Origin of the sequence: Paenibacillus amylolyticus (genome assembly GCF_036894225.1) — a bacterium.
GTDB classification, from domain to species: Bacteria; Bacillota; Bacilli; order Paenibacillales; family Paenibacillaceae; genus Paenibacillus; species Paenibacillus amylolyticus.
In genome coordinates this window covers 1,633,537-1,650,360 of the sequence record NZ_CP145892.1, presented here as the reverse complement: position 1 = coordinate 1,650,360, position 16,824 = coordinate 1,633,537, and the positions used below count along the sequence as shown (strand labels likewise).

The 16,824-nt window shown below is 45.7% G+C and carries 19 protein-coding genes, 1 tRNA gene and 1 riboswitch; of the genes, 2 read left to right on the top strand and 18 right to left on the bottom strand.

Features of this window, described 5'->3' with window-relative positions:
* Window positions 1-35 precede the first annotated feature (35 nt).
* The 15 genes from V6668_RS07340 to V6668_RS07270 all read right to left on the bottom strand — a co-directional run bounded on the left by V6668_RS07340 (window position 36) and on the right by V6668_RS07270 (window position 12,391).
* Entirely contained in the window at window positions 36-551 is a 516-nt protein-coding gene (locus V6668_RS07340) for an A24 family peptidase (protein WP_036669090.1), read from the bottom strand.
* Window positions 552-562: 11 nt separating this feature from the next.
* On the bottom strand, window positions 563-1,594 hold the full coding sequence (locus V6668_RS07335) for a pilus assembly protein (RefSeq protein ID WP_338708045.1): 1,032 nt from the start codon (window positions 1,592-1,594) through the stop codon (window positions 563-565).
* A 29-nt stretch (window positions 1,595-1,623) separates the two neighbouring features.
* Window positions 1,624-3,741 (bottom strand): hypothetical protein, encoded by a 2,118-nt coding sequence (locus tag V6668_RS07330; RefSeq protein WP_338708044.1) that lies wholly within the window; start codon window positions 3,739-3,741, stop codon window positions 1,624-1,626.
* A 91-nt stretch (window positions 3,742-3,832) separates the two neighbouring features.
* Complete coding sequence (locus V6668_RS07325; protein ID WP_338708043.1) at window positions 3,833-4,507, bottom strand: TadE/TadG family type IV pilus assembly protein; 675 nt, start codon at window positions 4,505-4,507, stop codon at window positions 3,833-3,835.
* Window positions 4,491-4,679 carry a Flp1 family type IVb pilin gene (locus V6668_RS07320; RefSeq protein WP_338708042.1) on the bottom strand — a complete coding sequence of 63 codons (189 nt, stop codon included), beginning with the start codon at window positions 4,677-4,679 and terminating at the stop codon, window positions 4,491-4,493. The genes V6668_RS07325 and V6668_RS07320 overlap by 17 nt, the downstream gene beginning before the upstream one ends.
* Window positions 4,680-4,690: 11 nt before the next feature.
* Window positions 4,691-5,560 (bottom strand): type II secretion system F family protein, encoded by an 870-nt coding sequence (locus V6668_RS07315; RefSeq protein WP_076209457.1) that lies wholly within the window; start codon window positions 5,558-5,560, stop codon window positions 4,691-4,693.
* A gap of 12 nt (window positions 5,561-5,572) precedes the next feature.
* Complete coding sequence (locus tag V6668_RS07310; protein WP_338708909.1) at window positions 5,573-6,316, bottom strand: type II secretion system F family protein; 744 nt, start codon at window positions 6,314-6,316, stop codon at window positions 5,573-5,575.
* A gap of 40 nt (window positions 6,317-6,356) precedes the next feature.
* Entirely contained in the window at window positions 6,357-7,661 is a 1,305-nt protein-coding gene (locus V6668_RS07305; protein ID WP_036669082.1) for a CpaF family protein, read from the bottom strand.
* On the bottom strand, window positions 7,658-8,875 hold the full coding sequence (locus V6668_RS07300) for a hypothetical protein (RefSeq protein ID WP_051449623.1): 1,218 nt from the start codon (window positions 8,873-8,875) through the stop codon (window positions 7,658-7,660). The genes V6668_RS07305 and V6668_RS07300 overlap by 4 nt, the downstream gene beginning before the upstream one ends.
* 160 nt (window positions 8,876-9,035) lie before the next feature.
* Complete coding sequence (locus tag V6668_RS07295) at window positions 9,036-9,419, bottom strand: VOC family protein (protein WP_036610809.1); 384 nt, start codon at window positions 9,417-9,419, stop codon at window positions 9,036-9,038.
* Window positions 9,420-9,563: 144 nt separating this feature from the next.
* Complete coding sequence (locus V6668_RS07290; RefSeq protein ID WP_036669080.1) at window positions 9,564-10,427, bottom strand: DUF6612 family protein; 864 nt, start codon at window positions 10,425-10,427, stop codon at window positions 9,564-9,566.
* A 99-nt stretch (window positions 10,428-10,526) separates the two neighbouring features.
* Window positions 10,527-10,949 carry a thiol-disulfide oxidoreductase DCC family protein gene (locus tag V6668_RS07285; protein ID WP_076251545.1) on the bottom strand — a complete coding sequence of 141 codons (423 nt, stop codon included), beginning with the start codon at window positions 10,947-10,949 and terminating at the stop codon, window positions 10,527-10,529.
* A gap of 188 nt (window positions 10,950-11,137) precedes the next feature.
* Entirely contained in the window at window positions 11,138-11,416 is a 279-nt protein-coding gene (locus V6668_RS07280) for a hypothetical protein (protein WP_036610814.1), read from the bottom strand.
* Between the two features lie 99 nt (window positions 11,417-11,515).
* Entirely contained in the window at window positions 11,516-11,761 is a 246-nt protein-coding gene (locus V6668_RS07275; protein WP_036610816.1) for a zinc ribbon domain-containing protein, read from the bottom strand.
* Window positions 11,762-11,971: 210 nt separating this feature from the next.
* On the bottom strand, window positions 11,972-12,391 hold the full coding sequence (locus V6668_RS07270) for an organic hydroperoxide resistance protein (protein WP_036610819.1): 420 nt from the start codon (window positions 12,389-12,391) through the stop codon (window positions 11,972-11,974).
* Window positions 12,392-12,791: 400 nt separating this feature from the next.
* Here V6668_RS07270 and V6668_RS07265 point away from each other — a divergent pair, with 400 nt between their 5' ends.
* A complete protein-coding gene (locus V6668_RS07265) occupies window positions 12,792-14,087 on the top strand; it encodes an Nramp family divalent metal transporter (RefSeq protein WP_036669231.1) in 1,296 nt (431 codons plus the stop codon).
* Window positions 14,088-14,228: 141 nt separating this feature from the next.
* On the opposite strand, the gene V6668_RS07260 is transcribed toward V6668_RS07265, so the two are convergent.
* A complete protein-coding gene (locus V6668_RS07260; protein WP_076319115.1) occupies window positions 14,229-14,912 on the bottom strand; it encodes an HAD family hydrolase in 684 nt (227 codons plus the stop codon).
* Window positions 14,913-15,039: 127 nt separating this feature from the next.
* Window positions 15,040-15,438: a hypothetical protein gene (locus tag V6668_RS07255; protein ID WP_235193755.1), complete on the bottom strand. Its 399-nt coding sequence runs from the start codon at window positions 15,436-15,438 to the stop codon at window positions 15,040-15,042.
* Window positions 15,439-15,553: 115 nt separating this feature from the next.
* A riboswitch (cyclic di-AMP (ydaO/yuaA leader) is annotated at window positions 15,554-15,729 on the bottom strand.
* A gap of 371 nt (window positions 15,730-16,100) precedes the next feature.
* Here V6668_RS07255 and V6668_RS07250 point away from each other — a divergent pair.
* Entirely contained in the window at window positions 16,101-16,580 is a 480-nt protein-coding gene (locus V6668_RS07250) for a glutathione peroxidase (RefSeq protein ID WP_338708041.1), read from the top strand.
* A gap of 146 nt (window positions 16,581-16,726) precedes the next feature.
* Here V6668_RS07250 and V6668_RS07245 read toward each other — a convergent pair.
* Window positions 16,727-16,809 (bottom strand) — tRNA-Leu (locus tag V6668_RS07245).
* Window positions 16,810-16,824 lie beyond the last annotated feature (15 nt).

The window sequence follows — 16,824 nt, the reverse complement described above, 5'->3', positions numbered from 1 at the left end:
TCCATTGTTATTCTCAAATTTCTCTACTCCTTCACTTACGGGAAAAGTCCTGAGACAAGGACCGTGATAAACCCGGGCAATACGGCCAGCATAAACGGAAACTTTAATGTCTTCTCTTTGTTTACCAGCTTGAGCGAACCGAGCATAAAAAAACCTGCAAGACTACCTGCCATGCCTCGAATTCTCTTCGCTGAATCTTTACGGAATAGAAGTATCACTAGACCAATTGCGCCCGCGTACAAAACGGAGTAAATAATGACATGAATGCCAAAAGCAAGTCCCGTCCATGCGCCAATCCCACCAAACAATTTCACATCTCCTGCCCCTACGGCTCCAATCGCATACATCAGAAACAAAATGCCAAAACCTGCTGCAAATCCAGCGGCTGAAAACAAGAAACCATCCCAACCTCCCCATATGATATGGGCCAATACGCCTGCAACAGTCACGGGTAAAGTCAATCGATTTGGAATTTTCATTGAACGAATATCTGTAATAAAAGCTGCAATGACGTATATGCCACAGGCAATGTAAAACCATTCCACCTCCATCATCTCCTCACTTATTTTCTGGAGGCTACCGTAAACGTAGTCTCCGTCTTGGCACCGTCCCCTGTCTCGACAACAAAACTCCATGTTCCTTCTGTTGTCCGAGTACCAACAAACCAGTTCCATTCAATAATTCCATTCTCATCTGCGGTGGCCCAGCCGATGTGCTTCGCAGAACTTTCACCTGACTTGTAAAATATCGTTAAGTTGGCTGTCGCTCCTGGTTCTACCTTCACCTTGATCGTTGCATTGTTGCCTATGTATGCCGGGTCAGGCTTCGACAGTACCGTTGCTGAACCCGCAGTATCCCCGTCTCCTGCGCTGCCATCTGATCCTTCTCCGGTATCTCCAATCCATAGCCGTTCTGCCGCAGCAGCCTGAATCCGAAGTGGTTTACTGAGAAAGGGGACTTTTATAGGCAATTCATAACTCAGTTCAAGTCGGAAATATGGATTTGTTTTGTTTTTGAGATCAGGTATCGAAATACCATTCACATGAACACGTTCCATATTAAGCAGCGTTGGCTCGATAAAAGGTTGAAGCAGCGGTTTTACCGTGGGATCAAGTACGGTTTCCAAGACGGATGTTTTGATCTCCTGTAGTGGCTGTTCACCACTGGCCGCCGCTGAACGTACCCAATCACTTAAAGGCTCGGGTAGAGAAGAAGCATAACCTTCTGCCCATTCCGTCAGTGATAACTCTGGTATCTTCCAGCCCCCTCCTGAACCTTCTCCGCCGGCAGAATCAGAAGGTGTGAATGCAAGGGAAACGGGATATATTTTCGTTGACAATTGCTTCACCGCTTCACCCGCCGTGCTCTGTAACGCTGTGGAGATTAGAGTCATTTGCACTATGAAGATGAGAAACATGATAAAGAATATAAAGACAGGTAACACCAGTGAAGCTTCCAGAACCATGCTACCCTGTTCCTTTTTTTGAGAACATATCTGCTTTTTGAGAGACTTCAAACGCTGCAATCTGATTATTCGTGTTAAACGAATCTGCTTTTGTGCGCTTTCTTTTTCATAATGTTGCTGCTTATCCATAATCCCTCCACCGAAACGATCCTAATTATTCAATAGGAATACTCCGCCTTTCGCTCAATGAAAAATCGCCCATCTTCAACCTGATCCTCACTACCCATAACTGCACCTATGCTTCTAACCACCCCTGGTAAAAACCAAAGTTTGATGCTACTACGCATGTTACCCGAAGCATACGTCTGTTTCTCATCTGGATTCACACCAGTATTCAATCGAATTAGCGCCAGCATTCTGGACATTTTGCGTTCATTGTTACTATGCATCAATAGGAACAATCGGAGATGGTCCCTGTACGTCAGTTTGACTTTGATATACTTGGACAATTCCACACTGCCCTCTTTTGCTAATTTCACCATATCCGCGATGGCGTTTGTAATCCCATATAAGATTGCCGCCGATAAAACCAGAAGTGGATTCCCAAGCTTGCTGTGCTCAATTAACCCTTCTGCCGTCCGAATAGCCAGCCGCATACCAAATATCTCCGCATATGCCGCAGCGATGTTACCCGAAGGATTATGAAACCCGTAAACGATATACTCCAGTTCCTGATTCTCCAGTTTGAAAACATCACCAGCATCTCCACTACCTTCAGTCCAGGTAAATAACTGGCCAAAATCCATGGAGTTGAAATAGGCTAAAGCATATTCATTCTGAAACAATTCGTCGCCAAGACTGTCCATCAGACCGGACATTCCGCCAAACAAACTGTCCATCCCCTTCATGGCATCGCCACCAGAGTCATAGGGATCTCCAGCAATCTCTGCCTTTTTGGCTTCCTCACGACTAGCCTCGTTAAAAGCAATATTAGCGTTGTAATATTCCTCCAACTGTTTGAGAGCGTCCATGGACCCCGAGCTTCCATTCTGAATCTGCGACAAGATTCGTTTGACTTCCTTCAATTTCCCTTTGGATTCTTTGTCATTCGCTTTGCGCTGGGCATCCGACCCACGACCACTCTCCAACTGCTGCTTACTTTGGAGGATGAGATTGGCAGGACCGCTACGTACATAGGTGTCCATATATCGTTCCGTAACCTGACTTGCCTGTCTGACCGCCGGTTTAATCGGAACACCGCTCATGGCCGTGACACTGCGAAGCTGTGTATTCAATTCCATGTTGTCTCTTCTGACGTTAGAGAAGTCCGAATTCTGGGAAGCAACCCGTGCCTTCAACTGATCAAATAGGCTATCTGCCCTCACAAGCTCCGAAGCAAGAGAACGTGTGCTTTTAGCTTCACTGCCTGATCCAGTAGATGCAGGACTCGTCCCAGGCAAATTTGAGTTGCCGACGTTGTCATAGCTCGCATTCTGCGAACGGTTCTCCCCCTCCGCGATCACACGTTTCATTTCCTCATTAATCTTGCGTGCTTCTTCGATTTTGGACTGCGCTTCCTCCAGCTTTGTTTGATGGGCCTGTAACGCCGGTTGTATGATCATGCTGATGCCTGTCACCACATTACCAACACCAGTCCGATAACGAGCCAGTTCCAATATGTATTGTTGCTCTCTGAACGGCAGTCCCTCATCCGCCTGTTTCTTGTTCAGATAATCTGCATAACGTGCCGCTGCCTCGGCAGCCGTCTCTGGTGTATCTTCCAGCATCTCTTCATAGATGGCCTGTGAAGGCGGGTCCATGATTAACTTTGGAAGATTCTTCAGTTTCTCCGCGGATTCCGTCTGATTGGCAATGGCTTCATCCAGTAATTCTTCACGTTTGTCATATAACTTCTGTAATTTTTTCAGCAAGTCTACCGTGTGCGCGGCTTCCTTCATCTCGTCTGATATCGGTTTGAACCGATTGATCACTTCAAGGGTAAAATCAACCGGAGCCCGATACTTCATATCCTCCTGAATCTGGCGATTAAATATATCGTATCTGCCCAGTTCACGCTCCATGCTCAGCGAAGTTGTATCCCACTGGATATCCAGAATGGGAAATCCATCTTTTACAGCTGAAGGCTTCACACTATCATTCAACACTTTAGCCATAATTGCATCCCCACTGCTGTCCCCATACCCGAATAAACCATACTCCCGGAGTGATGTGTCATAGGCTGACATGACGGATCTCATCGCAGCATGAGTCATGCGTTCGGTCTGCACCTTGAATGCCGCTATACGAGCGTAATCAATAAATATTGCGACAAACATATAAACTCCGGCCAATATTAATATTAAAAAAAGGGTTACGGCTCCCAACTCACCGTCTTTTTTTCTAAACAGCTCCGCCCTCCTCCTTTTCTCACTTTTTGCTTTTGCCAAAATGCTGCACAACCTGTCCGGCTTCTGCCGCTGTACTGGTCGCCGCACCGCCTTTTCCTTTAAACTTGGCTGCGTAATACCGGATTAAATCTACCGTTCGAATGAATTCAACCGGTTCAACTACTGCGGACGATCCTTGAGTGAGGACACGGTTACCTGAATCGAACAAAAAAGAAGGAAGAGGCAAAGAAATTACTTGTTCCAGCTTGGTTGTTACTTTCCGCTGAATCAGAGAATTCTGATACTCAATCGTTCCTTTCATAGCTGAGGGCATATGTTGCACCGCTTGTGCTAATTTCTGTCCCGAGAGATTGCCACCTTCACCACCAGGTATAGAGACGCTAACCTGATTATCCGCTCCCGCCCAGCCAAACAGTGCTCCAAGCATACGATCGTCCGTCAGTCTCCAGTACAGATTGTCATGTTCTCCAACAACATATTCACCTGTCATCGCCTTCTTGTGGCTGTTGTCCCAGCTATAGGCTGCACGTTCGGAAGCTGCATAAGCATGTTGATTCAGGAATGTCTTTTGATACATGTACATGGTAAAGAAGAGCAACAACACAAGAATAAACAGCACAACAGGGAAGATCAGGGAGGCTTCAACGGTGAAGCTCCCTTCTTCCTTTTTGAACTTGTTATTCGAAAAATTCATTACTTTTATTACTCACATTAGTTAACAGTCTCTCTACCAACGTCTTAATTTGGTTTTTAAAAATCAAAGCAATAATGATAATAACCCCGATAATCAGAATCAGCTCCAACGTGCCGAGCCCGTCCTCTTCCTCCCAAAATACGTTTACCTTGTTCTTCAATACTTCCATCATCCCAATTCCTCCTACATATTCATCATCATAAAAGCAGGTGCCCCGATCATGACCACAATCGTAAAAAAGATCAGTACCATTGGAAACACCAGTTTGGAAGAAGCCTGTTCTCCCTTCGCCCGACTGACAGCCTTGCGTTTCTCCCACAACACATGTGACAGATCCCGCAGCGCCAATACAAAGTCACCTCCCCCACGTCGGAAATTCAGCAGCACTGTTGTCGTAAAAATCGTCACTTCCTGTACACCGCAGCGGCGACTGAACTGTTCAAATGATTGTTGAAACGAGTAACCATTATTCCAATCTCCCACCGTCTTTCTGAGTTCGTTGTACAGCGGATGATCCCGTTCCCCCTGGCTTGTGACACAGTGAACGATAGCACGTTGCACGGTCTCCCCTGCGCCAACCAGCAGTACAATTCGGTTCAGCAGCTCAGGCAGTTCCATAAGAATATCCTGGTCTCTTCGCTGCACCTTTGTATTGAGGTCTTTGTAGAGCGCAAAAGGCAACGCTGCACCGAGCGCGAGCCCACCCACCATACCTCCGATGCCCATATCTCCAACGAGTGATAACAGGCATCCCACCAGCAGCATGAGCCATGTATAAGTCAACATTTCAGCGCAATACAGCATCGTTTTCTCTCCGCTGTGCTGTATGCCGTACATTTTCTGAATGGCATGTTGCATTCGAAACATGAGCACTGGCAATCTGCGTCCAATCTCGAACTTGTCCAATATAAACAGGAAGGGACCATGCAATTTTTTCAGTCGTAATCCTTCCATATCCAGCTTGCGCAGATGCCGGTAGGTCTGCCCCCGGGTTCGATCCAGCACCAGCCATCCCGCTCCGAGCATCCCTGCGACTATAACGGGAAGCAGCATCGTTTCAGCTCCTTATACTTTGATATCCATAATGCGATTAATCCACAGATAACAGCAGGCGAGTACTGCCAATGCTCCACTAGAGATGAGATACCCCATCCCGCTATATAACGGCTCCATAAAGTCCTTGGCGGTCAGATTGAGGAATATCAGAAAAATAAATGGAGCGGCAAACATCACCTTTGATTCGAACTTTTTCTGCGATACCGCGACCATAATATCCTGCTGAATATCCAGCTTCTCACCAATCACCGCAGAGGTACGACGCACAACCTCAACCAGATCCCCGCCAGTCCGTTTGCACGTAATGAACACATCTGCAAAGTTCGTAATATCTTCAATCTGCGCCCGATCCGAAAAATCCTGTAGTGCCTCTTCAATTGGTTGTCCATACTCCATCCGTGTCCGCAATATCGTGAACTCACGAATCAGATCGGTATCCGCTTCCGGGTTCAACATCCGCAGATCCTCTACGGATTCCTTGAATCCATTTTCCACCGATTTTCCTGAGGCAAGTGCCGAAGATAATGCATATAATGCTTGCTTAAAATGTAAACTGAGTGTCATTCTTTTTCGTTCCAACAGCACTTTAGTCCAATGTTTTGGTACCCATATGCAACCCGCAGCCAGGATCGCTCCAGCCAACCAGTGATGGTAGAACAGAATTCCGATGCCAAAAAACAGCAGACCGCTAATCAGCATACAGACCATTCGTTGTCTCCGGGAAAGCGTATATACGGTGTAATCCGTCAACATCTGTCTGGCTTCACCCAACAGTAATCACCTTCCAATGGCTTTAATTCACGTTGTTATCTGATGAATCTAATTCAACACTATATTGTTCTATGTATTCATCCAGCCATTCCCCGAGCCCAGCCATCTGAATTTTATCCACCTGATTCAACTTTCCAACTTGCACTAACCCGCCAATAATTTTGCCTTCACGCTCTTCTTGTTCCTGGAAACGAAACAGTGGATTCAGCATAACCTCACCGTCCTGCATGCCAATCACTTCACTAATCTCTGTCACCCGCCGTGAACGATCTCGTAGCCGGGACAGATGTACAAAAATATCGATTGCTGAACTAATCTGCTGCCTTACAACCGCAATAGGAAGATCGGCACCGCTAAGCACCATCGTTTCGAGTCTGCTAATCATGTCCGAGATGGTATTCGCGTGCCCTGTAGACAAAGATCCATCATGGCCAGTGTTCATGGCCTGTAACATATCCAGCGCTTCTGCGCCCCTGACTTCCCCAATCACAATCCGGTTCGGACGCATCCGTAAGGAAGATTTGATCAGATCCCGAATAGATATCTGTCCCTTGCCTTCGGTGTTTGCATTCCGCGTTTCCAGTGATACCAGATTTGGTACCGTAACTATCTGTAGCTCAGCCGAATCCTCAATGGTAATAATCCGTTCATCGGCAGGGATAAACTGGGATAATGCATTCAGAAAGGTCGTTTTTCCCGATCCGGTCCCGCCTCCAATGAAGATGTTGTATTTGCTCCTTACCAACTGCTGCAATAATTCTGCCGCTTCTTCATGCAGGGCTCCCTTTTCAATCAGATCGGACATCTTCATCGGTTCACTGGGAAATTTACGAATCGTCATCGTGGGGCCTTTCAAGGCAATAGGAGGCAACACGATATTGACCCGCGAACCATCCTTTAAACGGGCATCTACGATTGGAGAAGACTCATTCACAATCCGGTTTACCCCGGACACAATCATCTGGATGATATCCTCGAGCCGTTCCCTTGACTCAAATTCAAGGGTGATCTGGCTGACTTCACCTTCCTGCTCCACAAAAATCTCCTTGTGACTATTGATCATAATTTCCGTAATATCGGGATGATCCACAAGTGGCTGCAAAATATCCAATCCACGAAAGGAGTCAAACAATCGCTGTACCAGCGTGTGACGCTCTCCTGAGGTCAGATCATCCAGCTTCGGGTCAGTAAGAACTTTGCGTTCTATTCCCTGCCACAGTTCATCATCTCCTGCGGAAGAGGTTAGATCGAGGCCAGCCCTGACTTCCCTTCGCATCATCTGAAACTGTTCTTCACGATCCAGTATTCTATTGGATGAATCCGTCATAACGCCCACCGATCCTGCTTCTGAATTCGTCCCGTCTGCTTCAATTCTTCTTCGCCATCTTGTACCAGCATGGCACATAATCTCTTCACTTCACGTTGGAAGATCGGAGAACTAAGCATGACTTCCTCCTGACTGAGTTGCTTCCAAGAAGGGATATAGGGTAACACTGCATCCAGATGCAGATCAGGGCGTGGAAGTGCATTGACGACATTGTCCCGATATTTGTTAACCACAAAGCGTGAACGATCCAACATACTTTCGTATAGATCTGGCTTCGTACGCTCAGCATGCTGTAACCATTGTCCCCATCGATGCATGGCAGATATATCATCCTCAACCAACCAGACAAATGCATCTGCTGCATCCAGCACCCCTTCACTGCGCCCATCCCAACCGGAATCCCCATCCAGAATCAACACGTCATACTGTCCACAATCCGTTAAATAACGAAGCAGATTCGACGTATCCTCACGAGTCATTTGCAACAGTTCTTTCCGATTTGATAATGGCCAGAACACATCGGATTTCAGCGCTTCATGCCGGACCACATATCCATCTACGCCCTTCGATTGTACCTGTAACTGCTTACCGGATTCCTTCCTGCCCACCTTCAGATCGTATAACAAGCGGGACAATCCCGTCTCCGCATCCGGGTGGCGCTGCCCACTTCTAGTTAGTCCCTTTTCCAGAAACGGGAGCGTGCTGTCCAGCGTCTCCAGATTAAGATAAAGAACAGCATATCCTGCAAGTCCCAATTGCTTCGCCATATGCAAGGCCACTGCCGTTTTGCCACTTCCACCAGAAGCGGATACTACACCGATGGAGAGAGTCTCTTGCCCTGGATGGTGAACCTTCTTACGGCGTGGCTGCCGGCAAGCATGCATCACAGCATCCAGCAAAGCAGGCAAGGGTTGATATTTCATCAGCCGCTTGGCCTCATCCACCTCCTCCATCCCTTCACTAAGCATTAGCCAAGGTACACCTGATACTTCTCCCCCGTTATTCAGCCAGTCATTCAGAAACTCCGGTTCCGCAATAACCAGATCCGGTAATTCTCGACCTTCTTGCTCTTTCATGTGATCCCTGAACGAATCCTCTTGGGAGAATGCCGTGAAACGCACATGAAGACCAGATGAATTTCCCTGTACATAATCAAGCCAAGCGCTAATGTAATCTCTATCCTTTGAAACCAGAGCAACCTTCAGTACAATCAATTTTTCCTTCCCTCCCTGTCAAAAAGCACAAAAAAGCACCGTCCAATAACCGCATGAATATGCAGTATATGGACGGTGCTTCCGTCACGTGCTATGAATGTATGGATAATATAGCATACAATTTCTGGGGGAGCAAGGGATTTATTCTAACCCTTTTTCCTTAAGAGTTGTACGGTGAATCGAACTCAATAATGTTACGGTCCGGATCAAGTACAAAAATCTGCGCGAATCCAGCTACACTGTCAGGTCTCGCTTCATACTCAATTCCCTGCTGCTCCAGCCAGGCTATAGTCTCTGAATAACTGGTGACCCAGATCGCAAAGTGACCGTCTGTAGTATCAATCCCAGCCTCACGTAACGTGTGACCCTCTGGGTGCTGAAGCAGATGAAGCTGCTGGCTGCCGATAGCGTACCATGTACCCGTGGAGCGGAAGGCTGGACGTTCAATCTCCTGCATGCCCAGTAACCCCGAGTAGAACTTCTTCGCGATTTCCAGATCACGTACAGCCAGACTAACATGGTGGATGTGTGCATATTCAATCATCTTTTATCTCCCCTCTCTACTTAAATATGACTATACTATAACAACTTGAACCCTGACCATAATCTCCGCTAAACAGAAAAACACCCCTGATTCTAATCCGGTAAACCTCTCGGCTCACACAGATCTAGTTCAGAGGTGCCTGTTTTACTTAGCGCTATCCAATGCTTCTTGTGGAATCTTGATCTCTTCCACTTGATCGTGGTTAGAAAATGTACTGTTCATCTTCATGTCCATCGTCATTTTCTGTCCATTCTGTTCCATCTCCATGACCATGTTTACATCCGTACCTGCAGGCAGATAGGTTTCCTTGTTAATCATATATTTCATCTTCATGCTTGTAATATTCATTTGTTCAAGCATCGCTTGGGTCTGGGCATTCGATCCGTTTTGCTCCATCACGGCTTTGGCCAGTTCCTTTACGTTATCACCGGATACATTAGCGTTAATGACATAATTGTCGCCATCTTCTGTAACTTCGGTGTCTTCCTCAATCTTTTTGAACTGATCCAATTCACCTTCTGGATTCATGCTTGCTTTCATCTGCTCCACCAATTCTTTGGTTTGAGCTTCAGGAATTTTAACCCATTGTTCTCCCACTTGTGAATAGATCGTATCTGAAGTGATGTATTGTTTTACATTCTGCGCTTCCTGCCCAGACATTTCCATTTTCATCTCTTGGTAGATCATCATTGGATCTTTGATGATATCCATTTTGAGCGATGTTTTAACCTGTTGATCCTGTGACTGTTCACCAGCATCCAGTTTCAGATTCTGATCAATGTTTGCTTCAGTTGTGAAGCTTTTCATTTCTTTGGTTGCTGCATTCGTTTTGGTAATCAACTCATCCAGGGTAGGGATCTTTGTTTCCTGCTCCGCAGGTGTATTACCCTCGTTAGATGTTTCATTGTTGGTCGCTGGCGGCGTTGCCGTGTTGTCTGTGTCGTTTCCGCATGCTGCCAAGCTTACTGCTAATAATGCCCCGATAATTAATGTAGTCCACTTCTTCAAGTTGTTTTCCTCCCAAAATAGATATGATCTGTAGTCATTACCCAATTATTTCCGCTATTAATCATCAAATTTGGATACAATGTGTCGCACGAGACTTTTTCACAGAAATCGATCTTTGATCTCCGGTGTAGGCAACATACACGCTTCATCCTTGCCAAACCAGCGATAACGGTTGCGAGCAACCCAGTTATAGACTGCATTACGAATAAATTTCGGTATCATGATGAACACATATAACAACGGATAAGGAAACTTTAGACCCTTAGCCAATCGCAGTGCGGCGGTTGAACGTGTATAGTATTTTCCATTTTCAATCAGCACAAAGGTGTCCATACTATCTGTCGACAAATTGCCTTTCTTCAGCAATTCCTTGGCTACATCCGATTGAAGCGATGCAAAATGATATTTTCCTTCCGGGTCACGCTTGATAATCCATTTGGTTAAGCCCTGGCAGAAGTGACAGACACCATCCACCAGTACGATCGGATGTCCCTGATGCACATCTGTTTGATTTGCTGTCATATTGGCTGCCTCCTATTGTTGCGGTTAGAGTAACTTACCCAATCTGGGCCTTCTTGTTCACTAATTCTAAATTTATTTCTAGAGGTAGTTCAAAAAGACTGAACACCGCTCTTTTTGAACACGCATAAATGGGAAATATAAAGAAAAAGAGCGCAGGCATTGTGCCCACGCTCGTATCTGTCCGACAATTATTCCGTAACTGCCTTTTCCATCCATTGGTCATCGATCATCTGTTGATGCAGGTCACTTGCCCACTGGTCCATACATTTGCAAATGAAATCTTTGCGACATACTGGACAAGGGGTTTTCTGCAGACGGCTGATATTGGTCATCTTCCATTCCGGTGAACGGGTGTAGAATACACGGCATTTTGTACCGTCTACCAAATTCATTTTGAATTCATACAATCCGTCTTCCTTGTTACCATAAGCTAATTCTAAATCTGCAATACGCGGTCTATAAGACATGGATATCACCTGTTTAATTCAAATTTGGTTCATGCAATGACACTACTCAGTACTAAGTTATATTAAAGAAAATTCAGATCAATGTCAACTCGCGCATGTCTACCCGCCAAACAGAATATCCAGAATCGTCCCTACCTGTCCCTGTTTTTTCCCTTTCAAGACATCCGGATCAAATACTTCAACATACCCGCAGGAAGCACAAGCCACGAACAGGTAGTGATTATGCTGTATATCAAACATCTTACTCAGGCCTGCTCCTGACATGGAAACTTCCTTAATGTTACAATCCGTGCCCCTGCATTTTGTACACACAAATCGCCGCTCGATCATCTCTTCAATACTCATCTTCGTTCCCCCTTTATGGAATGTGTAGCATGAAGTGAGAGTGCAATTATGTAAAATAGTACGCGATCTGGCATCTAATCTCCTGCATCATGTCCTTATATGATAATCAACACAAAACCCTGCCGATTGCCAGCAGGGCTTTGTAGTCGAACATCAGGTATCTGGGATAACCTGCTCTATATGTTCCCTTTACTTACCAGGAGTCAAATCTTAAACTACGTTTAATACAACATCAATGTTGCCGCGTGTTGCTTTGGAATATGGACAGAAATCATGCGCCTTGCGGGCCAGTTCTTCTGCTTGACTGTGATCTACACCAGGCATGCTAACGTCCAGACGAACAGACAGCTGAAAACCGTCATCCGCAGGGTCTTTACCAATGGATACGTTACTTGTAACGACCACATCCTCCAATTTCACACCTGCTTTGCGTGCTACATTGGCAAGGGCACTTTCATAACATGCTCCATATCCAGCGGCAAAAAGTTGCTCAGGGTTAGTACCTTCACCACCGGAGCCACCAAGCTCTTTTGGCATTTTCAGATCATGCTTAAGCACGCCATCCGAAGAAGTCACCGAACCTGTACGTCCACCTTTAACTGTCGCTACTGCTGTATATAAAGCTTCCATTCAGAATCTCTCCCTTATCCATATAGTTTTTTACTGCCTTCCTTTCAATTTAAACTTCTGGCTCATTTTGAAACGCAATTTTGTATCTTTATCAGCTTTTACAACTTTATTATTTTCATGCATTTCAATGCCATGGCTGTATTTTCCCTAAGGTTGGGTAATATACGAAGGGGCATATTCAAGCTACAACCGAAATTTTGTGCTGATACATAAAAGTTGCACTAGACAAAAATAATTGAAGGAGTACAATGTAACAATAAACATAAAAATTTAGATATATCATGAGCGGTTTGTACCGCATCAATATCTCCAAATCAATAATTCAAAGTCAGGTGATTATCGTATGAGTAAAAAAAATCCGTTCAACGCTCCTTCAAGAGAATCATTATCTACTGCGGGCATGGCCCCTTCCCTTGGAGAAGCACATAGTTCCATGAAAGTTCCGCAGAATGCTGCATGGTGGAAGAAATTCCTCGCCTTTGTAGGCCCAGGATACCTCGTTGCCGTAGGTTACATGGACCCGGGGAACTGGGCAACAGATATCGCAGGCGGCTCGCAGTTCGGGTATACCTTGTTATCCGTTATCCTGTTATCGAACCTGATGGCCGTTGTCCTTCAGTCGCTGGCTGGCAAGCTCGGTATCGTCACTGGACGGGATCTGGCTCAAGCCTGTCGTGAACGATTCAGCATGCCTGTTGTTATGATGTTATGGATTCTGTGTGAGCTTGCCATTGCAGCTACCGATCTGGCTGAAGTCATTGGTTCTGCCATCGCATTAAAACTGTTATTTAACATCCCCATGTTATACGGCGTTATCATCACCGCAGTTGATGTACTCCTGATTCTTGTTCTGCAAAACAAAGGCTTCCGCGCTTTGGAAACTCTCGTCATTGTGCTGATGGCAACAATTGCCCTCTGCTTCGGGATTGATCTGTTTCTGGCAAAACCGGATATGGGCGGTGTTCTCCATGGTTTTGTACCAAATGTTGAGATCCTGCAAAACCCGGCTATGCTCTATATTGCCATTGGTATTATCGGAGCAACCGTGATGCCGCATAATCTGTACCTGCATTCTTCCATTGTGCAGACCCGTCAGATCGAACAGACACCACAGGGCAAAAAAGAAGCCATTCGGTACTCGACCATGGATTCTACGATTGCGCTGACACTGGCCCTGTTCATCAATGCAGCCATCCTGATTGTATCTGCCGCTGTATTTCACAGTGCTGGTATGACGCAGGTTGCTGAGATCGCTGATGCCTATCATCTGCTGACACCTCTATTGGGTACTACGGTCGCAAGTATCCTGTTCGGTGTGGCGCTGTTAGCATCAGGTCAGAACTCTACCCTTACAGGTACACTCGCTGGGCAGATCGTTATGGAAGGTTTCCTGAACATTCGAATTCCGGCTTGGCTACGCAGACTGGTCACACGTCTGATCGCCATCATCCCCGCGGTAATTGTGACAGCCATTGCAGGAGAACATGGCACAGAAGAACTACTCATTTTGAGCCAGGTCGTCCTGTCGCTTCAATTGCCGTTTGCTGTAATTCCCCTGGTGATGTTCACGAGTGATAAAAAAAGCATGGGTGCATTCGCCAACAAATTGTGGCTCAAAATCATCTCATGGGTCATTGCCGCGATTATCGTTGTGCTGAATGTATATCTGATCATTCAGACGATTCGGTTATTCTAATCTCATTTTAATTGGCTAAATACTAAAAAGGCTGATCAACTCCGGTATTTTATACCCAGTTGATCAGCCTTTATTGTTGCAATACAGCAACATGTTTCCTTTTATAGTAAAACTCAAACTCCAATAAACAACCATCTGCATCTAATCCTGATTTGGTATCAATAACGGCAAGAGTTGATCCAATGAATCAACGGTCCAATCCGCACGTTTGTCATCCGATAGTTCTGGCTGGAATCTTCCGTAACCCTGCATAATTCGAATCGTACGCATGCCCAGCTTCCGAGCAGGTATAATGTCGTTATCGATCCGATCGCCGATCATGACGGCTTCCTCCGGTTCACAACCGGCCTGCTTCAAGGCCACAGCGTATAACTCAGGGTCTGGCTTAGACACTCCTTCTTCAGCCGAACATGCCAGAACATCAACATACTTCCGCAAGCCATAGCTTTCCAGTCTCTCTTCCGTTCCAGGACTCTGATTGGCAATAATGCCAATGCGATAATGCCGTGACAACTGCTGAAGAACGGAATCCGCTGAAGGAAAAGGACGTTCAAGATCTTTTTGAAACTTCAGCTTGTCCTGAATCTGTTTCTGATGCCCCTCGTCTTCAACGAATGTGCGAATCGCCACTCTCATAGGCCATTGCTCATATTTTCGGTAACAACTCGCGAACAGTTCGCGTACCGCCTCAATTGTCACCGGATACCCCAAAGCACAAGCTTCACGGACAAACTGTCCGATAATATCATCAACCGGCTCCCATTCATCCACCAGCGTATCTCCAACATCAAAAAACAACCATTTCAATCCACCTACATCCGGCACGCCAATTCCTCCTTGTAAGCATAAAAAAGAAGACTCACCATCCTGCATGAGTCTCCTCAAACTTCCGTTTATCGATACATTCAATTATAACAGGCACCTTACACCTGAGCAATCACAAGCTATGGCATTAACCATTGAGGAGAAAGCCAACTTCCCCATTGAGCGAATATACAATCCGGTCTGCGCCCATGCCCCGATAGATGCCCTTAGGATGACTCTGCTCCGTAATGACGCACAGGGATTTCGATGTCCATGAACGGCAGATCTGTAAATAACGACAGGTCAGATTCAGGCTGTTCTCGAAAATAAACACGTTGCCTACGCTGCCCTGCGGCAAAAACCATTTTTGAGCTGCAGCCGTATTCATGCGAATGACATGTTCTACTCCGATTCTACGGAGTCTTCGCTCTTCCCCTGCACTGTTGGTTAGAACGGCAAACGGCATTTTTTTGTACATCAGCAATTTGATAAATTTACGTCCTGCTTCATTTGGAGCAGTCACTAAGATCATCTCAGTATCCATCATTCGTTCCTCCCTTGGCGTGAAAAGACAACAAAAAAGAAGCGTGGGGGACCAAGGCCTCCCGAACGCTTCTTAAATAACCCATGGCGAAAACACCATGAACCAGCGTACGGCTTGTTGCCTCTCCCTTTAACGCTTACGAGGTTAGCTGACGGATTCGGGCGCGAGAGTCGCCCTATTTCCGGCTGTCACCGGAAAATTCACCCCATGAATGCCCACTGTCCTGGACAGCGCATTCCGTTGGTTCCCCCGTTTCCCATTCATTAATGAATGGAAACTCAGCGATTAAAACATCGTTCGTATATCTTAAGGTAAGATCGAGCGATATTATCGTTTGTTTCGTTTTTCAAGTACAATTTAGTTTAAATTGAAATTACGTTATGAATCATACACCCGTGCCATGTCGGTGTAAAGTCCGCCCAGATCACCAAATCGGCAGATTTTTGCCAATTCCTATCCATAATAACGCTTACAACAAAGTTATACTCTATCTATCTCTTCAAGGCTATCTAATTCTCACTCTGGCGTAAATCACTTCGCAATTCATTCACGTATTCTGCACAACTTGCCTGTTTTGATTCTTTTAACACCATATTAGTTTTGCAATATTTAATTGCAACCAATATAATAGAAGATATAAGAGTAAATAAATGGAGGCGATTTAGATGACAGTCTACGATTACAAAGTGAATACCCTTCGCGGTCAAGAAGTTGAAATGTCCGACTACCGTGACAAAGTGCTCCTGATTGTGAATACGGCAAGCTCATGCGGCCTTACCCCTCAATTCAAAGGTCTGCAAGAATTGCAAGACAAATTTCAAGATGCTCCATTTGAAGTTCTTGGTTTCCCAAGCAACCAGTTTGCACAGGAAAAAGGATCTTCCGACGATATTGCCGAGTTCTGTCAGATGAATTATGGCGTGAGCTTCCCCATGTTTGAGAAAATTGATGTGAACGGTTCAAGCGCTCACCCTCTTTTCCAACACCTTAGCACAGAAGCTCCTGGCCTGCTCGGCTCCAAAGCAATCAAATGGAATTTCACCAAATTCCTGGTGAATCAGAACGGACAGGTCATTAAACGTTATGCTCCCAAAACAACACCGGACAAGATTGAAGAAGATATCAAGAATTTGCTGCAAAAATAATACACAGGCCACCCGTAGCCGGTAGGTAGAGCAACATTCCTCCGGTAATGGATGGCCTTTTTTCAACCCAGATGTCATACTGTTCGAAAAAGACAAAAAAAGCAGCTTCCCATTAATGGAAAGCTGCTTTTTAATCGTTCATATGATGCGGTCGAGAGGACTCGAACCTCCACGGGCATACGCCCACTACCCCCTCAAGATAGCGTGTCTGCCATTCCACCACGACCGCATGTCGTAAATAATC